The 15,277-nt window shown below is 68.4% G+C and carries 18 protein-coding genes and 1 pseudogene; 8 read left to right on the top strand and 11 right to left on the bottom strand.

Annotated features, from left to right (window positions below; all coding sequences use genetic code 11):
* Positions 1-18: 18 nt before the first annotated feature.
* Positions 19-765 (bottom strand): TetR/AcrR family transcriptional regulator, encoded by a 747-nt coding sequence (locus ACWDS7_RS21865; RefSeq protein ID WP_451930753.1) that lies wholly within the window; start codon positions 763-765, stop codon positions 19-21.
* A 97-nt stretch (positions 766-862) separates the two neighbouring features.
* On the opposite strand from ACWDS7_RS21865, the gene ACWDS7_RS21860 reads away from it, so the two are divergent.
* Positions 863-2,491, top strand: coding sequence for an ABC-F family ATP-binding cassette domain-containing protein (locus tag ACWDS7_RS21860; RefSeq protein ID WP_451930752.1), 1,629 nt, complete (start codon positions 863-865; stop codon positions 2,489-2,491).
* A 173-nt stretch (positions 2,492-2,664) separates the two neighbouring features.
* Here the strand turns inward: ACWDS7_RS21860 and ACWDS7_RS21855 are convergent, their stop codons facing one another.
* Entirely contained in the window at positions 2,665-3,699 is a 1,035-nt protein-coding gene (locus ACWDS7_RS21855) for an alpha/beta fold hydrolase (protein WP_451930751.1), read from the bottom strand.
* Between the two features lie 29 nt (positions 3,700-3,728).
* The gene (locus ACWDS7_RS21850) at positions 3,729-4,220 is read right to left on the bottom strand and encodes a DinB family protein (RefSeq protein ID WP_451930750.1); all 492 of its coding nucleotides are present in this window, start codon (positions 4,218-4,220) and stop codon (positions 3,729-3,731) included.
* A gap of 149 nt (positions 4,221-4,369) precedes the next feature.
* Between ACWDS7_RS21850 and ACWDS7_RS21845 the strand changes: the two genes are divergently transcribed.
* The gene (locus tag ACWDS7_RS21845) at positions 4,370-4,534 is read left to right on the top strand and encodes a hypothetical protein (protein ID WP_451930749.1); all 165 of its coding nucleotides are present in this window, start codon (positions 4,370-4,372) and stop codon (positions 4,532-4,534) included.
* Here ACWDS7_RS21845 and ACWDS7_RS21840 read toward each other — a convergent pair.
* The 3 genes and pseudogenes from ACWDS7_RS21840 to ACWDS7_RS21830 all read right to left on the bottom strand — a co-directional run.
* A complete protein-coding gene (locus tag ACWDS7_RS21840) occupies positions 4,528-4,674 on the bottom strand; it encodes a hypothetical protein (RefSeq protein WP_451930774.1) in 147 nt (48 codons plus the stop codon). The two genes, ACWDS7_RS21845 and ACWDS7_RS21840, sit on opposite strands and share 7 nt — an antisense overlap.
* The gene (locus ACWDS7_RS21835; protein ID WP_451930773.1) at positions 4,671-4,874 is read right to left on the bottom strand and encodes a hypothetical protein; all 204 of its coding nucleotides are present in this window, start codon (positions 4,872-4,874) and stop codon (positions 4,671-4,673) included. Before ACWDS7_RS21835 ends, ACWDS7_RS21840 begins: the two co-directional genes overlap by 4 nt.
* A gap of 517 nt (positions 4,875-5,391) precedes the next feature.
* A pseudogene (locus tag ACWDS7_RS21830) lies at positions 5,392-5,571 on the bottom strand (Tn3 family transposase); the annotation flags it as partial.
* Positions 5,572-5,667: 96 nt separating this feature from the next.
* Between ACWDS7_RS21830 and ACWDS7_RS21825 the strand changes: the two are divergent.
* Positions 5,668-6,006, top strand: coding sequence for a HEAT repeat domain-containing protein (locus tag ACWDS7_RS21825; RefSeq protein WP_451930748.1), 339 nt, complete (start codon positions 5,668-5,670; stop codon positions 6,004-6,006).
* 165 nt (positions 6,007-6,171) lie between these two features.
* Positions 6,172-6,666 carry an N-acetyltransferase family protein gene (locus ACWDS7_RS21820; protein ID WP_451930747.1) on the top strand — a complete coding sequence of 165 codons (495 nt, stop codon included), beginning with the start codon at positions 6,172-6,174 and terminating at the stop codon, positions 6,664-6,666.
* A 67-nt stretch (positions 6,667-6,733) separates the two neighbouring features.
* Here the strand turns inward: ACWDS7_RS21820 and ACWDS7_RS21815 are convergent, their stop codons facing one another.
* The 4 genes from ACWDS7_RS21815 to ACWDS7_RS21800 form a co-directional block, all read right to left on the bottom strand.
* Complete coding sequence (locus tag ACWDS7_RS21815) at positions 6,734-6,958, bottom strand: hypothetical protein (protein ID WP_451930746.1); 225 nt, start codon at positions 6,956-6,958, stop codon at positions 6,734-6,736.
* Positions 6,959-7,396: 438 nt separating this feature from the next.
* Positions 7,397-7,888 carry a hypothetical protein gene (locus ACWDS7_RS21810; RefSeq protein ID WP_451930745.1) on the bottom strand — a complete coding sequence of 164 codons (492 nt, stop codon included), beginning with the start codon at positions 7,886-7,888 and terminating at the stop codon, positions 7,397-7,399.
* A gap of 573 nt (positions 7,889-8,461) precedes the next feature.
* A complete protein-coding gene (locus ACWDS7_RS21805; protein ID WP_451930744.1) occupies positions 8,462-9,088 on the bottom strand; it encodes a TetR/AcrR family transcriptional regulator in 627 nt (208 codons plus the stop codon).
* Positions 9,089-9,097: 9 nt separating this feature from the next.
* Positions 9,098-10,018 carry an alpha/beta fold hydrolase gene (locus ACWDS7_RS21800; RefSeq protein ID WP_451930743.1) on the bottom strand — a complete coding sequence of 307 codons (921 nt, stop codon included), beginning with the start codon at positions 10,016-10,018 and terminating at the stop codon, positions 9,098-9,100.
* Positions 10,019-11,000: 982 nt separating this feature from the next.
* Here ACWDS7_RS21800 and ACWDS7_RS21795 point away from each other — a divergent pair.
* Complete coding sequence (locus tag ACWDS7_RS21795) at positions 11,001-11,531, top strand: hypothetical protein (RefSeq protein ID WP_451930742.1); 531 nt, start codon at positions 11,001-11,003, stop codon at positions 11,529-11,531.
* A 7-nt stretch (positions 11,532-11,538) separates the two neighbouring features.
* The gene (locus ACWDS7_RS21790) at positions 11,539-12,129 is read left to right on the top strand and encodes a TetR/AcrR family transcriptional regulator (protein ID WP_451930741.1); all 591 of its coding nucleotides are present in this window, start codon (positions 11,539-11,541) and stop codon (positions 12,127-12,129) included.
* A gap of 419 nt (positions 12,130-12,548) precedes the next feature.
* Here ACWDS7_RS21790 and ACWDS7_RS21785 read toward each other — a convergent pair whose 3' ends face one another.
* On the bottom strand, positions 12,549-13,328 hold the full coding sequence (locus ACWDS7_RS21785) for a phytanoyl-CoA dioxygenase family protein (protein WP_451930740.1): 780 nt from the start codon (positions 13,326-13,328) through the stop codon (positions 12,549-12,551).
* A 41-nt stretch (positions 13,329-13,369) separates the two neighbouring features.
* Between ACWDS7_RS21785 and ACWDS7_RS21780 the strand changes: the two genes are divergently transcribed.
* Both ACWDS7_RS21780 and ACWDS7_RS21775 read left to right on the top strand, forming a co-directional pair.
* Positions 13,370-14,248 carry a helix-turn-helix domain-containing protein gene (locus ACWDS7_RS21780; RefSeq protein ID WP_451930739.1) on the top strand — a complete coding sequence of 293 codons (879 nt, stop codon included), beginning with the start codon at positions 13,370-13,372 and terminating at the stop codon, positions 14,246-14,248.
* Positions 14,249-14,316: 68 nt separating this feature from the next.
* Positions 14,317-15,180, top strand: a complete 864-nt coding sequence (locus tag ACWDS7_RS21775) for a YwqG family protein (protein WP_451930738.1) — start codon at positions 14,317-14,319, stop codon at positions 15,178-15,180.
* The last annotated feature ends 97 nt before the right edge of the window (positions 15,181-15,277 follow it).

Genomic DNA, 15,277 nt, shown 5'->3' with positions numbered 1-15,277 from the left:
GTGTGGGACATGTGCAGGTCATGCGCGCTCCGTCTGCCGGCCTCGGCCGTGGGTGGTGGCGGCATTGGCCTGGATGCCGTCGAGAAGCCAGGTGAGGCCGATGGTGAAGCTGGTGTCCCAATCACCGTCCACGACGAGGGGGCCGTGGGTGGCGAGGGTGGGGTATCGCTCCCGGTTGGCGCGGAGGTGATCTTGGGTGGCCTGTCGCGCGGCCTGCTCCTCACCGGCCGGCCAGGTCGTCTGCATCAGTGCGGAGCCGATGACGTAGTTGGACAACCCGTACGCCGCGGCGGTGAGGTGGGGGTCGGTGATCCCTGCCTCCAGGAGCGTGGCATAGAGGAATTCGCTGCGGGCGAGCACGTTGGGGCCCAGCATCGGGCGGCCCAGGAGCGCCGCTGACCAGGGGTGTTTCAGAAGGACGGCGCGCCATTCACTGATCAACGCGGTGATGCCCGCGCGCCAGTCAGGGGCGCCCCGCTGCGGGATCCCGACCTCCGCGAAGATCGCGTCGAGTGCGAGGTCGAGGACATCGTCCTTGGTCTTCACATGCCAGTACAGCGTGGTGGAGCCGGTGCCGAGCCGCTCGGCGAGCCGTCGCATGGTCAACCGGCCGACGCCCTCCTCGTCCAGAAGGGCCACAGCCTCGTCGACGATCCGGTCCCGATGGAGCGGAGGCGCTTCGCGCCGCGCACGCTCGGACGGCCGAAGCCACACGTTTCCCGTGGCTGCCGCCGCTGACGTTGTCCCCTGGTTGCTCGTGGCCATGAAGGCGAGTCTAGTAGCATGATCTGGTGCCCGGATCGTTGATCCGGTCACTGGATCAACGATCCGGTGGTCTGGGTCGAGCCGATGAGAGGTGGCTGTGGCGGGGCATATCGAGGTTGACCGGCTGACCTATGTGCTGCCGGACGGACGGCTGCTGCTTCATGAGGTGTCGTTCCGCGTCGGTGACGGGGTCAAGGGCGGGCTGGTGGGGCCCAACGGCGCGGGCAAGACCACGCTGCTGCGGCTGATCGCCGGGGATGTGCAGCCCGATGACGGCCGGGTGGTCCAGTCCGGGGGGCTGGGGGTGATGCGGCAGTTCATCGGCAGTGTCCGCGACGATCGGACGTTGCACGACCTGTTGCTGTCCGTGGCACCGCACGGCGTCCGCGTGGCCGCCGCCACGTTGGAACGGGCGGAGTCCGCGATGGCGGCTCACCAGGACGAGAAGAGCCAGCTGGCTTACGCGCAGGCGATCACCGACTACACCGACGCCGGCGGCTATGACATGGAGGTCGTCTGGGACACCTGCACCACAGCGGCCCTGGGGCTGCCTTATGACACCGCCGCTGCCCGTACGGTGACCACCCTGTCGGGCGGCGAACAGAAACGTCTCGTCCTGGAGGCCTTGCTACGCGGCCCGGACCAGGTCCTGCTGCTGGACGAGCCGGACAACTACCTGGACGTGCCCGGCAAGCAATGGCTGGAGGAGCGGCTGCGGGCCACCTCCAAGACCGTGCTGCTGGTCTCCCACGACCGGCAACTGCTGGCCAATGCCACCGATCGCATCGTGACGGTGGAATCGCGCGGTGTCTGGGTCCATGGCGGGGGCTTCGCCACTTATGCTCAGGGCCGCCAGGACCGCATCGATCGGTTGGAGGAACGGCGCCGCCGCTGGGACGAGGAGCACGCCAAGCTCAAGCGCCTGGCGCAGACCCTGCGGCAGACAGCGGCCAACAACGACGCGGTGGCCTCCGCCTACCGGGCCGCCCGCACCCGGCTGCAGCGGTTCGAGGAGGTGGGCCCGCCCGAGCGCCCGCCGAAGCGGCAGAACGTGCGGATGCGGCTGCGCGGCGGCCGTACCGGCAAACGCGCCGTCATCTGCGAAGCCCTGGAACTCACCGGACTGATGCGATCCTTCGACACCGAGATCTGGTACGGCGAACGGGTGGGCGTGCTCGGGGCGAACGGCTCCGGTAAATCCCATTTCCTGCGGCTGCTCGCCGAGGCGGCGGACGGCGCGGTGCCCTCGATACGGCACAGCGGCTCGGTGCGGCTCGGTGCGCGGGTGGTGCCGGGGCACTTCGTGCAGACCCATACCCGGCCCGACCTGCACGGTCGTACCCCCGCCGAACTGGTGATGTCCGAGTACGCCCTCACGTTGAACGGAGCCATGGCCGCGCTCGCCCGCTACGAACTCGCACCGGCTGGTAACCAGCGGTTCGAGACCCTGTCCGGCGGACAACAGGCGCGGCTGCAGATCCTGCTGCTGGAACTGTCCGGAGCGACCTTGCTCCTGCTCGACGAGCCGACCGACAACCTCGACCTGGCCAGCGCCGAGGCCCTGCAACAGGGCCTGGCGTCCTTCGCCGGCACCGTGCTGGCCGTCACCCACGACCGCTGGTTCGCCGCCGAATTCGACCGCTTCCTCGTCTTCGGTGCCGATGGGACCGTCTACGAGAGCACCGAACCGGTATGGGACGGAGGCCGTGTCGAGCGCGCCCGCTGAAGCAGGGCCGCGGGTCTTCTCCGCCGGCGCCGGTTTCTCCGGGTCTGCAGCCAGGATCTGTCGGCGGAAACCACATCTCGGCCGGGCGGGTCACCACGACGCTGCGGTCCCCGCCCCGGCGGCGGACGGCGGCAGCTCCGTCCCACTCGACTCGCTGACGCCACTGGCCTCCGTCAACTGTTCCCGTCGAGGAAACGCACCAGCTCCGCAGTGACGAACCGAGGGTTCTCCTCGACGAGCCAGTGCCCCGCGTACGGCACGTCCACCGCGCGCACGATCTTGGTCATGCGCGGGGCCACTGTGGCTCGGACCGCGTCGAGCTGCCCCTGGGCGGTCATGAGCAGGGTCGGGACACGTACCGGTGCCGCTGCCGCGGTGTCGCGGACGTCTTTGTCGAGAGCGCGGTAGAGCTCGAAGCCGCCCGACAGGACCTCTGGCCGGCTGTAGGTCCGTGCGTACTCGTTGATCTCGGCGTCGGTGAACGGGGACCGATCCGAGGTGCCGCCGAACGCCGTTCCGCCGAACGAGACCTGGGGGTAGAACAGCGCCAGGTACTCGCGGACGTCGTCGCCTACGACCGCCTCGGGAACCCGTCGCTGGGAGTGGAAGGCGATGTGCCAGCTCAGTGAGCGGTACGTGGCCGCATCGACCATGGGTCCGGGTAGCGGCAGGTCGAAGTAGCCGAGGCGTGCGGTGTCGCCGGGGAATTGGCTGGCGTACTGGAACGCCACGGCGGCGCCGAAATCGTGGCCGACGACGGCGGCGTCCCGAATCTTGAGCCGGTCGGCGATCAACGTGTGCACGTACTGCGCCAGGGTGGCCTTGTCGTAGCCGGTCGGCGAGCCGTTGCTGTCACCCAGTCCGGGAAGGTCGACGGCGTAGACGGTGTGGTGTTCGGCAAGTGCCGGCATGATCGGCCACCAGCCGTACCAGGTCTGGGGCCAGCCGTGGATCAGCACCACCGGTGTGCCGCTGCCGCCGGTCACGTAGTGCATGCGGACGCCGCCGACGTCGGCGAACTCGTGTCGGAAGGTGTTGTCGAACTCCGGTTCGCCCTGGGTGGCGACGGCGTAGGGGGCAATGTCGCCGGCTGTCGGTGTGGAACAGGCTGCGGTGCCGATCGTGAGCAGAAGGGTGAGCGTGATGGTCGCCACCGTGCGCGCGGATCGGAGGAAGCGGCGCGACAACGGCCGGGTTGCGGTCAACATGTGTTCCTGTCCTGGAGAAGGTGGTGGGGTCAGCGTCCGGTCGTGCCGTCGATCAGTTCGCGGAGGATGTCCGCGTGGCCCGCGTGGCGGCCGGTCTCCTCGATCATGTGGGTGAGTGCCCAGCGGATGCTGGGAGCGGGGCGGTCCGGCCGCGCTCGAGGGACCGGTGCGCTGAGATCGGTGCACCCGTCGAGCACGTCATCCGCGCGCTCGACCGTCTCGCGGTAGCGGGCGACGACATCGGCCACGCTGTGCTCCGGTGCGGCCTGGAACGTCGCCTGCCAGTCGGTGACGTCGTCCCCGAGGAACATCGAGCGTTCGACGGAAGTCAGGTGGTTGAGCAGGCCGAGCAGGTTCGTGCCTGAGGGCACCGCGGCCGTTCTCGCCTCCGGTCCGGGTGCACCCTCGACCTTCGCCGCGACCGAGGCCCGGAGATAGCCGAGGAATCCGCGCAGGACCTCAGCCTCGCTGCTCCCGGTCCGGGGCGGCGGAGTGTCGCGGTGGCGCACGGTGTTCGGCATGGTGGTCTCCTCTTTTCGTGGGGTGGGGGCGGCTTTTCGTGGGGTGGGGGCGGCGCTGTCCGCCGTGTCAGGCGCTTCGGTGTCCGCTCACTCTCGCCAGGCGCGCACCGATCTGGCACGAAAACTTGCAGTTCCGGCAAGTCAGCCTTGTGGATCACGGAACGGGTGAGGTGCTCGACGCGGTGGGGCCGCGCCTCCGTGCGCTGCGCCGTCACCGCGGCATCACCCTCACCGACCCTCGCGACGGCGACCGGCGTGTCGGAGAGCCGCAGGTCATGGTCCAGGGTCTCGACATTGAGGGAGCGGGTCAGTGAGTACGCGTGCGCGCGGCGACGGCGCTCAAGCCGTCACCGGCCTCGGCTGCCACCATGATGTCCGGCTCGGTGTCCAGGATCAGGGCGAAGCCGCTGCGCATGAGCTCGTGGTCGTCGGCGACCACCACGCGGATCGTCACGAGGCGGCTCCCGTCAGGTGCACCGTGACGGCGGAGCCGCGCCCGGCCGGCCCGGGGCCGAAGGACGCCGACCCGCCGCAGGCCGCCGCCCGCTCGCGGATGCCGATCAGCCCGTGACCTGAGCCGCCGGTGTGTCCGCGGCCGCCGACCGTGATGCTGATCATGAGCGGGCCCTGCCTCCAGTCCAGTTCGACGGCCACCGCGGCCGCTTGCCCGCGCGGATGAGTTGCAGGGTGGCCTACGCGGTGAACAACTTGGTCTCCGAGCCGATGAGGAACCGGGTGCGCCCGGGATCCACCGGCACCCGCCGCTCCGCGCCGGCCCAGCCGTACCCCTTGTGCACCCCCGCTCGCCGCCCGCCATCACGGTCACCACCACGCCCGGGATCTTCTCCTCGGCCATCGCCGTGGTGACGTGCTCGTCGACCAGCGCGCCGAGCCCCTGCGGTGCGGGCGGCTCGATCGCCTGCGCCGGGGCGGTCATCAGGACCACAGCGGTCATGGGTTTCAGCAACATGGCGTCAAGGGGCCTGCGCGCACCCCTGCCGGCACATCGCCGACGCCACCCATCCGTCCCTCCGCCGCCCGGGGGAGTAACCGGGGTCGAGACGCATCGAAGAGGATGTGCAACGTCTTGAAGATCCGCCCGTAGTGGGCCGATCGCCTCCCCGAGCGGGGCCGGGTTACCGTCCCGCTGGATCATGCGCATCACGTCGTAGGCGCGGATCTCGCCGGTGTAGATCGACACCACGACGCGCAGGATGTCGCCCCAGTGCCGTCTGATCTTGCCCAGGTCGATCTTCCCGCGGGCGGACCGGGACAGGCCGCCGTGGTCGGCGTCCTGGATGCGCCAGCCCTTCTGGTCGAGGATGTCGGCCAGCGCGGGCCGGTGCCGCATGCCCAGCAGGTGGACCAGGCCGAAGATCACCGATAGGTAGTTCTGTGCCTAGTGCCGTGACCACGGACGTTCACCGGGTTGATTAGCCTTGGTCGGGTGACGGAGCGGTTCGGAGAAGCCATGCGGCTGATGCGCTGTGCTGATCCGCAGAAAAGGGAAGACGGCTTCTCCTTGCTTCGATCACACGTTGTCGAACATGTCGAGGAACTCATTGCGGAGTTCCGCGCTGAGCCCGGGGATCACGGGCTCTGCTGCTGGCTGCTGGAACTGATCGGGGAAGCGAAATCTCCGTCGGCGTTGCCGTTGCTGAGTGAGCTTGTTGACGACGAGGATGAGTCTTTCCGGTACTGGGCGGTGCAGGGGCTGACTCGTCTCTCCAGCAAGGAGGCACGGCAGGTGCTGTGGCGAGCGCGCGCCAACCGTCGCATCGACTGATGGACTCATGTCTGGTGATGTAGTCGGGTGGCACGGGTGCGTGGTGCATTCGATAAGCCTGACCCTTTGATCCACGGACCTGCGGACCGATCAGGCAACGTCCGTCCTGTTCCAAGTTGGTCCGTGCGCCTTGCGGCTGGGTGGGCGAGCTGGAAGGCTCCGGCTATGCCGATCTTGATCAGAGCTGCTGAGCGTGAGGACGTTCCCGCGCTGGTCCGCCTGCGTCTCGCGAATGCTGAAAGGCACCTCCAACTCGATCCAGCCGTCTATCGCGTTCCCGACGTTGAGGCTGTGCGCGGGCACTTCGAGGAGGTGCTTTCGACCGAGTCCAAGGTGCTGATCTTGGTTGCTGAGGTGGTGGGCGAGGTGGTGGGCATGGTGGAGGTGGTCCTGCTTGCGGATCCCCCCGCCCATCAGATTCTGGCTCCGTGCCGCGCGGCCGAGATCCATACCGTCGTCCTGGACGGGCATCGCGGCGAGGGTGTCGGGTCAGCCTTGCTGACGGCGGCCGAGCAAGCCGCCGCGGAACACGGTGTCTCGATCATCTATGCCGGTATCTTCGCGTCGAACAACGGGGCCGTTCGCTTCTACTCTTCGGCGGGCTTCGGACCGCGCGGAATCTTACTGAGCAAGCAGCAAGGCACGCCCTTGGCCGGCTGATACACCTCCAGTCGGAGAGCGGGTGACTGTCAGGCAGCATGAACGTCTTTGGCCGCCCGCTCTTGTACTACGGGTAGAGCGAGTCGAAGCCGTCGGCGTTGAAGTTGTGGAGCACATCGCGGGCCCGGTCCGGGTTGGTGAACGTCACCTTGGCGATCTCGCCCACGTCCATGCCCTGCGCGGATGGCAGCACCATTTGGGCCTGTGGCCAGGTCACCACCGACCCGGGGCCTCGGCGGGTGATCCGCAGCAACCGTTGTCCCTCGTCGTCATCGATCTCACGGACCCGCACGTGTTCAGTCGCCTGATCATTCTGACCGTCCCGTGCCACCCGGTACAGCAACCGGACGACACGTCACAACGAGGCGAACGTTGCCTGATGCGGCACTGGGTTCGAGGGCCCGAGCGGTCTCTCGGAAATGAGTAGTTCTGAGAGACCGTGGTGCACCACTTGACACTGTCGATTGCCGAAGCCGCCTGCACGGATAGGGGGCGAGGAATCGGTGGACAGCCGTTGGCGCTGAGAAGGATCTTGATTAGGGAGTTGGAAGAGATTAGGGAGTTGGAAAAACGTGTCACCAGCCGCCGATCAGAGGGACGGCACAGGTCAGCGACTTGCATCGAGGAACTGCGATGGGTCCGGTGAATCGAGACCCCTATGCAGGGATACCTTCCTGACCTGCAGAGACGTTGCGATTTGCGGCTGGTGACACGTTCCTTGACGGCATCCCTAGTTGAAACAGTCCTGCTTGTTGAGCGCGATGCCGTACTCGGTGACCTTGCCCTGCGTGATGCCGAAGGTGTAGTGAGCCTCCTTGTTGCCGGGGGCCGTGATCACATAAAAGCCGTGGGCGTCTTTCTTGATGTGCGGGTAGGCCGCCTTCACCTGCTTGGCGGTGGAACCGATCCTGATGCCTTCCGGGGTTTTCATGCCCTTCGCGGCGAAGATGGCGGCCAGTCCCACGTTCGGCGAGATGTAGATGCCGACCGAGTCCTTGGGGGTCGGGAACTTCTTCAGATCCCAGCCGGAGCAGCCGCCGTTGCCCGGCAGCTTCTTGACGACGTCCCCCGTCGCCTTGGCCTGCTTGACGGTCATGCCGAACTTGACGGCGCCATAGCCATAGGGACCCAGCGTCGGCTTGGTCTGGGCGTCCGCCGCGGTGGCGCCGGAGACCAGCAGCGAGCCGGCGAGGAGCGAGGCCCCGATCATCGTCTTCATCATGCTCTGCTTTGACTGCATACTCTGCTTTGACTGCGAAACGCCGGTAAAGGTTCTGAGCGGAGCTACTTTTCTCCCTGGTGACGCCGGCCCGAGCGGAGGGCCTGCGCTGCCGGGCTGAGCAAGGCCAGGCGGTGGCCACCGGCCCGGCGGCTGCTCGCCCCCGGATGAGCCCGTCGGCGGGAGCTCGCGCGGCGAACCGCGGCCAGCCCCGGTGCCCGTTGAGGATGGCCGAAGAAGGCAGGCAGGGACGGACCGCTGGATACCCTTCTGCGCTGCCGGCCACTGACCTGCGCTGGAACGGAAGGCCTTGAGCGTGATTTGAAAATTTGCGGATGGGAGTGAAAAGTCTTCAGCTGGAGTGAACATCGAGGAGGCGGGTCGGCGCTCGCGGTTGTCCGGGCTCTGCGGGCCGGGACGGTCGCCGTCCTGATCAGCCCGGACGTCAGACTGAACCTCGATGACTCACGCCGCGGTTGCGCCGTCTGAACAGCTCGGCGTGGCGGAGGTGTCCGCCTGATCACCCGTTTTCGGTTCGACCTGTGGGGTGGCGGCGCCCCCCATCCGGATCCGTGACTACGCGGAACCCTGGCCTGGACTGGGTTTCGGTCCGAAGAGGCGGTCAAGGTGATAGTCGATGATCGCGGTGGCGGCTCCGTGGTCGCGCTGTCGGCCCAGGACACTGGCGGTCAGGCCGTTGGCGAGGGCCAGAAGTGTGGCGACCTCGGTGCGCGGGTCGCGATCGGAGGCGAGGTCTCCGGCCTGCTGCGCGGTGGTGAGCCGGGTGGTGAGAAAGTCCTCCAGCGCGTCGGGTCGGGTGAGCGCGGCCGCGGCGAGTGCCGGGTCGGTGAGGGCGGCGGTGTAGTAGGCGGTCCAGGCGAGTGAGTCCAGTCGGCTCTGCTCGTCGGTGGGCAGGATCGCGCCGAGGACGGCTTCGAAGACACTTCGTGTGGACAGCCCGCCCGTGGCGGCGGCGGCCCGCTGCTTGACCCGGCGGTCCAGGCGGGCGGTCAGCTCGCTGAGACCGGAGTCGAGCAGGGCCTGCTTGTCGGTGAAGTAGTACTGGACGACGCGCAGTGAGACTCCGGCCTCGGCGGCGATCTCACGCATCGACACCGCCTGCAGGCCGCGGGTGCCGGCGATGCGCAGCAGCGCCTCGGTCAACTGGCGTCGCCGCTCGTCATGGTCCACCTGTTTGGGCATGCCGGTTTCCTAGCCGCGGTCCGTGTCGTGCTCCGGCGTTGCAATCTCGGCCTGGGCTTGGCCGGGGAAGGCGAGGATCCGCTCGATGACCAGGTCTGGAGCTTCGACGGGCAGCGCGTGTCCGGTGTCGGGCACGATCTCCACCCGCCACGACGGCGCGATCTCGGCCAGCCGTGCGGCCACCGCCTGCGCGTCGTGCAGCGCGCTACGGGCGCCCAGCAGCACCTGCACGGGCACGGACAGCTCACGCACCTGCTCGTCGGTGTAGGCGGGCGGGATGGGCAGCCGTCGGCGGAAGGACCGGCTGGCCGCGATCAGTTTCATCAGCACATCCTCGCGCAGCGTGCCGTTGCCGACGGTGTCGGCGATACGGCGTCGCAGCGCTCGGGGGAGCAGGGCGGCCATACCGCCGACGATGACCCACCGGTAGAACCGCCCGGTCAACGGCGCGAAGCCGACCGGATCCACCAGCGTCAGCGCCGCGACCCGGCCGCCCCCGCCGAGCTGCTGTTCCATCACGGTCCAGCCGCCGTAAGAGGAGCCCACCATATGTGCGCGCTCGGCGCCGAGCGCGGCCAGGACGTCGGTGAGCCAGCCGCCGACCTCGGCACCGTTCGCGAGCGGCTGCCTCTGAACCGAGCAGCCGGGCTCGCCGAGCGGGTCGATGGCAAAGACCGGACGCATGCGTGCCAGCGGCTCGATGTAGCGGTACCAGGCCAGCGCGTTCCCGCCGGCACCGGCCAGGAGGATCACCGGATCCCCTTCGGCGGGCCCGGCCCGGTGGATCCGCACACTGCCGGCGCGGGTCTCGACGTCGATGGCGTCCACCGGCACCGGCCACAGCTCGCCGAGCACTCGGTCATAGGTGGCGAAGTATCTGTCACGGGCGGAGTCGCTGGTGAAGGCCGACGGTCGGTCGGAGGCACGCATGGTGACCTCATCTCCTCTGAATGGATACAGTCGTATCCTAACAGGACAACGCGCTCGTCGGCGTCCTGGTCGATCTCGGCGTGGCCTACCCGGGCGGCCTGGACTACCTGGAGCGCGAGGCCGCCCGCCGCAGACCCCGCCGCTGAGGGCCGCTCAAGCCAGGAATTTCCCGCTCGTGTTCCGTCCCGGACGGAACGGTTCGCCGGGCCGCTTCCGCGGAGCATGTTGTGGGAGAAGTCTGACTTACCGCCTGCCGTCGTCCACCGGCCTCGGGTGCGGGCAGGATCGTGAGCGAGCCGACGGCCGCCGAAGGAGGGACATGGAGGAGCGCGACCGCTGCCTCAAACTCATCCATGTCGCACCTTTCAGCGAGCAACTGGCGCTGTTCGAATCCGAACCGGACCCGGCGCCTGCCGCGTGATGACCCGGCCCGGGGAAGTGTCCGGGGAGCGGGACTGGAGCCTGACCCGTGTCGAGAGGGCGCCGGTCGTTGGCCGGTGCCGGAAACGGCCCTCCGCCCCCGGAGCCGGCGTGAGTGCCTGCCGGTCCCGCACCCGGGCAGCTGCGCCTCGGTGAGCTTGCAGTCGGTCCTGGCAGCCCCCTTGGAGGTCGGCGCGGCCTTGTCGCCCTTCAGACAGGCCTGGTGTCACTCACAGGCTTACTTGCGTGTCACGCCCAGCAGCTGGGCCACCCGTGGCGGTTTTCTCCCTCCGGAGAACATGTCCGCTGCCCGAAGTCGCCGCGCTTCACGATGCTCTCGCTCCGTGCCGGACAATTCCCCGCTCCTGTCCGAGCACCTCATACCTTCAGGCTGTCACCTGGGCAGACAGGGCGGACAAGCGCCCTGAGCAACCCGTGACGCCCAACTTTCTCCGGTCGGTATCTCTGGCTGCGGGAAAGCCGCGGTCCCGTCCCTCCGCTGCTCCCGACCATTCCCGATTGCAGGTGAACCACTGGTGTGTACTACCAGTACGCTCCAGATATGAGAGCCATCGTCAAGACTGTGGGCACCATCCTGGTTTCGATCCTCCTCAGCTATCCGCTCTGGGCACCGGAGTGGGGACGCGGCATCCTGGGGGAGATCGAAGCGCGGGCAATGCCCGGCGGACTGATCGCCGTCGCCGTTTTCTTCGGGCTCGTTGCGCTGTACTGCCGAGCCCTCCAGCGGACGATGACGCTCGTGCGGCCCGCTGCCAGGACCGCGTCGCCCACGTCGGTCTGGTGGATGTTCGCGATCCCCTACAACTTCACCGAAGATTTCTTCATCGTGCGCGCCGTCTCCACCTCGCTGGCCGCTGACGAGCAGATGACGAGCGGGTTCATCCGGCGGTGGGCGGCACTCGGATACGGCTGGTGCGCGTTCCAGATCCTGTCGCTCTTCCCGGGGACGGCCGGGTATGTCGGCGGAGCAATCGCCCTCCCGCTGTGGGCGGCACACTGGATCATGACAGTCCACGCCAATCGCACGCTTGCCACCCGGCAACCAGCCGCCCCGCTCACGCACAGCCTCTAGGAAAGCCATGCCGCTGCCCCGCTTCGACCGACTGCCGGTCGGCACACGAGCCGCCATCCTCGCCGTCGCTCGCGCCCACTTCGCCCGCGACGGCAAGAACGCCGCGTCGTTCAACCAGATCATCGCCGAAGCCGGCATCTCCAAGACCTCCGCCTACCACTACTTCGACGGCAAGGACGACCTCTTCGGCGCCGTAGTCGCCGACGCGGCCGGACGAATGCTCGCCGCGCTCGGTCCCTGGATCGACGTGGAGACCGAGGACGAACTGTGGGGGCAGGTGACGGCAGGCACCACACGGCTCATGGCGCACCTGCGCGACCACCCCGATGACCGGGCGGTGCTTGCCGGGCGGCCTCATCCCGGCGGCGACGGCAGCTCCTGGATCCACAGGCTCGTCGCGAACGGCCTGCACATCAACGTGATCGACCCGTACCCGAACGCCGAACTGATCACCGTGGCGACCATCGGTGTCTTCGACGCCCTCGACACCTGGGCACTCGACCATCCGAGTGAGCTCGACCACTCCGTCACGGACACGCTCACCTTGTTCCTCGCACGGCTCTGGAACACCGCCCCCAAGGCGAGGAGTGAGAAATAAACCCCCGGGCCATGGACGCGAGGCCGTGGCGTGCCTCTGCGGCGGCGGTGATCAGCGAGGATGGCTAAGGTGGGGCGCCAGTGTCAAAAGTGTGGCCGCACTGACAAGTCTGTCAGTGCGGCCACTACCAGGGGTTACCAAGCACACCCGATCGCATCGGCGGTCAGAGCAGGCAGAACCAGTGCACGGGGGTTGAGCAGCAACCGAACGGCCAGTGGCGTCAGTGAAAGGCTGGTGGCGACTGCTATGCAAGGCAGCGTTCGCCGGGCAGGCTTTACCGCCGCCATTGAGATCGCCCACGCGGTCACCCTCGCCACCGCGCAACTCAACCCACGCCCACCCCTGGATCTGGGGACGACCACCGCCACAGCCCCGAGCCTTTGCCGCAAATTCGTCTACCTGCTATGAGGAACGCAGCATCAGTGCGGGCCCGCAGCCTCCGTCCCGCATGGGCCGCCACCGGTGGCGGGCTCGAGGTGGACCGGCTCGCCCGACATGGTGAGCGTGGAATAGAAGCTGGAGATCCGCTCGGCGGAGCGCCCCACGTAGTGGCAGATGAAGCTGCGCCTGAACCGGTCGGCCGTGCTGTTGGGCTCCGAGCCGTGCACCAGGCTGCCGTTGAAGAACAGCACGTCACCCGGGTCCATATCGACGGGCACCCGTTCCAGGCCCGGCGGCGGCGGGACGTATTCCCTGGTGAAAGAGACGTCCAGGTCGGCGTCCTCCGGGCAGAACAGGTCCATCCTGTGCGTGCCGGGCACCACCTCCAGGCCGCCGTTGGCCCGGTCGACCCGGTCGAGCGCGATCCACGCCGCCACGCAGGTGCCCGGTTCGACCCGCAGATAGAAGTTGTCCTGGTGCAGCGCCTGGCCCCGCGCCCCGGGCGGCTTGAAGTAGAACATGCTCTGGGCTGCTATCGGCTCCTCGCCGAGCAGGTCGCGCAGGATCGACGCAATCCTGCTGTCGAGCAGATAGCGCAACGCCGCATCGTTGATCTGGTGCGGATGCATGACCCGCGGATAGTCGCGCAGAATATCGTACGGCCGGCCGGGCTCCTGCGGCGTCGGCGTGAAATGGCCCGGTACGGTGCCCCTGGCGTGCAGGGCCATGAACTCCTCCCGCAGTTCGGCGACCTCGGCGGGGGAGAGCAGTGCGGGCACGAGGACGTAGCCCTGATCGTGGAAGTCGTGGAGTCCCATACCCTCCACGGTAGGAAGCACGACCGGCGAAGGGTATGCCCGTGACCGCTGAGGACCTGTCTGTTCCTGCTGCCGATCTGATGATCGTGGGCCACTACGACAGGGGGCCTGGCTACGCCACCCGCCGCGCCTCGGGATCGCCCAGCTGGCTGTTGATGTGGACCCAGGCGGGCGCCGGGCTCGTCGAGCAGGCGGGGGCCTCGTTCACCGCCGGGCCTGGGGACCTGGTCGTGCTGGGCTCCCATGCCGCGCACCACTACCGCGTGGCGCCTGGCGGCGACCGGTGGCGGTTTTGGTGGGTGCACTTCCAGCCGCGCCCGTCCTGGCTGACCTGGCTCGGGCCGTACACACTGGCGGCGGGGTGCCATCTGGTCGAGGGGGTGCCCGCGACCGTTCACGCTCGGATCGACCGGGCCTTCGGCCGCGCGCTTCAGGACACCCGCTGGATCCCGCCGGGCTCCGACGGGCCGCATCAGCCGGGCGCCGGGCCCGCCGTGGCCGTGACGGCGGCGGCGCGGGAACTGGTGCTGGGCGCGGTCGAGGAGGTGCTGGTGCTGGCGACCGCCTCCGCGCGCCGGTCGGAGCAGGGCGGCGACCCGAGGGTGGAGCGGGTGCTCGCGCTCATCGCCGCCGAGCCGGGCGCGCGGCACTCGGTCGCGTCGCTGGCGCGTTCCGTCGCGCTGTCGCCCTCCCGGCTGGCCCATCTCTTCGCCGAACAGACCCGACGCACGCCGATGCGGGCTGTACGCGAGGCCAGGATCCGGCACGCGGCCCGGCTGCTCGAAGTGACCGACCTCGACATCGGACAGGTCGCCGCGGCGGCCGGCTTCGTCAGCCCGTTCCACTTCAGCCGGGCTTTCAGGCAGGAGTACGGCATGCCGCCCCGCGACTACCGCACTCGTCTGCGCCCGCCGAGCTAGTGGCTCGTCTCGAATGGTCGGCCCGGTAGACGGCATGGGTGTCAGTGACCCGCTCCATCATGGCTCTCATGACTGATGAGCGATACTCCCGGCTCGCCGCCGAGCACCTGCCCGCCGATCTCGCTGAGCGGTGGACCGCACTGCTGCGTCCATGTATACGTCTGCGCCGGGTTGCGGACGGCGAGCAGGCCGTCGCCGCCCTCGGCGGGGAGCCGGAACTGCCGGCCGGGGCCGTCTGGCCCGAGTGGCCGGGGCACGGTCTGCTGTCCTTCATCGCATCGGTGCGGTGCGCGGTGCTCCCCCGTGCTGGGCTGACCACGGCTTTCCCGCAAGACGGGACCCTGCTGTTCTTCTACTTCGACGGCCAGGACGACAATGCCGACGACGGTTCGTTCGTCTCTCCATATGACCCCGAGACGTGGGCCGGGGCCCAGGTGCTGTACGTCCCGGGAGACACGCCGGTTTTCCGGGCAGAAACACCTCAGGGGCTGGAACCGTACCCGCACGTGGAACTGGCCGCAGGCGTAGAGGAGAGTGCCCCGGACCTGTGGCTGCCCCAGGTCCGGGAAGCCCTGCTCGGCGACGGCAGGCACTGGCCCGACCTTCGTGAAACCCCCGCCCGGCTCCGGCCGTTCCTCCGGGCCTTCCGGCGGCTACGCACCCGCATCGACCACCAGATCGGTGGCCACGCCGTACCGGTGCAGGGCCCGGTGGAGTACGAGATCGCGAACGCGGCGCTCGGCAGCGTTCACTCTTGGGGCACCCCCGTCTTGGACCGGGAAGCCGAACGCTGGGTCCTGCTTGCCCAGTTCGACAGTGACAGCGACGCGAAGATGATGTGGGGTGACACCGGCACCCTCTACTGGCTGATCCGCCCTGAACACCTCGCCACCCACCGCTTTGACCAGGCCCGGCTCACCGTGCAGTGCTAGTACTCCAGCATCAGTTTGTGATCCGCGGCTGTCTTCGCCGGTAGTGGCTGGTCTTTGCGGTGTACTGGTGACGGCGGCGCCAGCGGGACCACTCCTG

The organism is Streptosporangium sp. NPDC003464, assembly GCF_053588315.1.
Note: the sequence above shows the minus strand (reverse complement) of the source record. Positions and strands in the feature narration are given on the sequence as shown.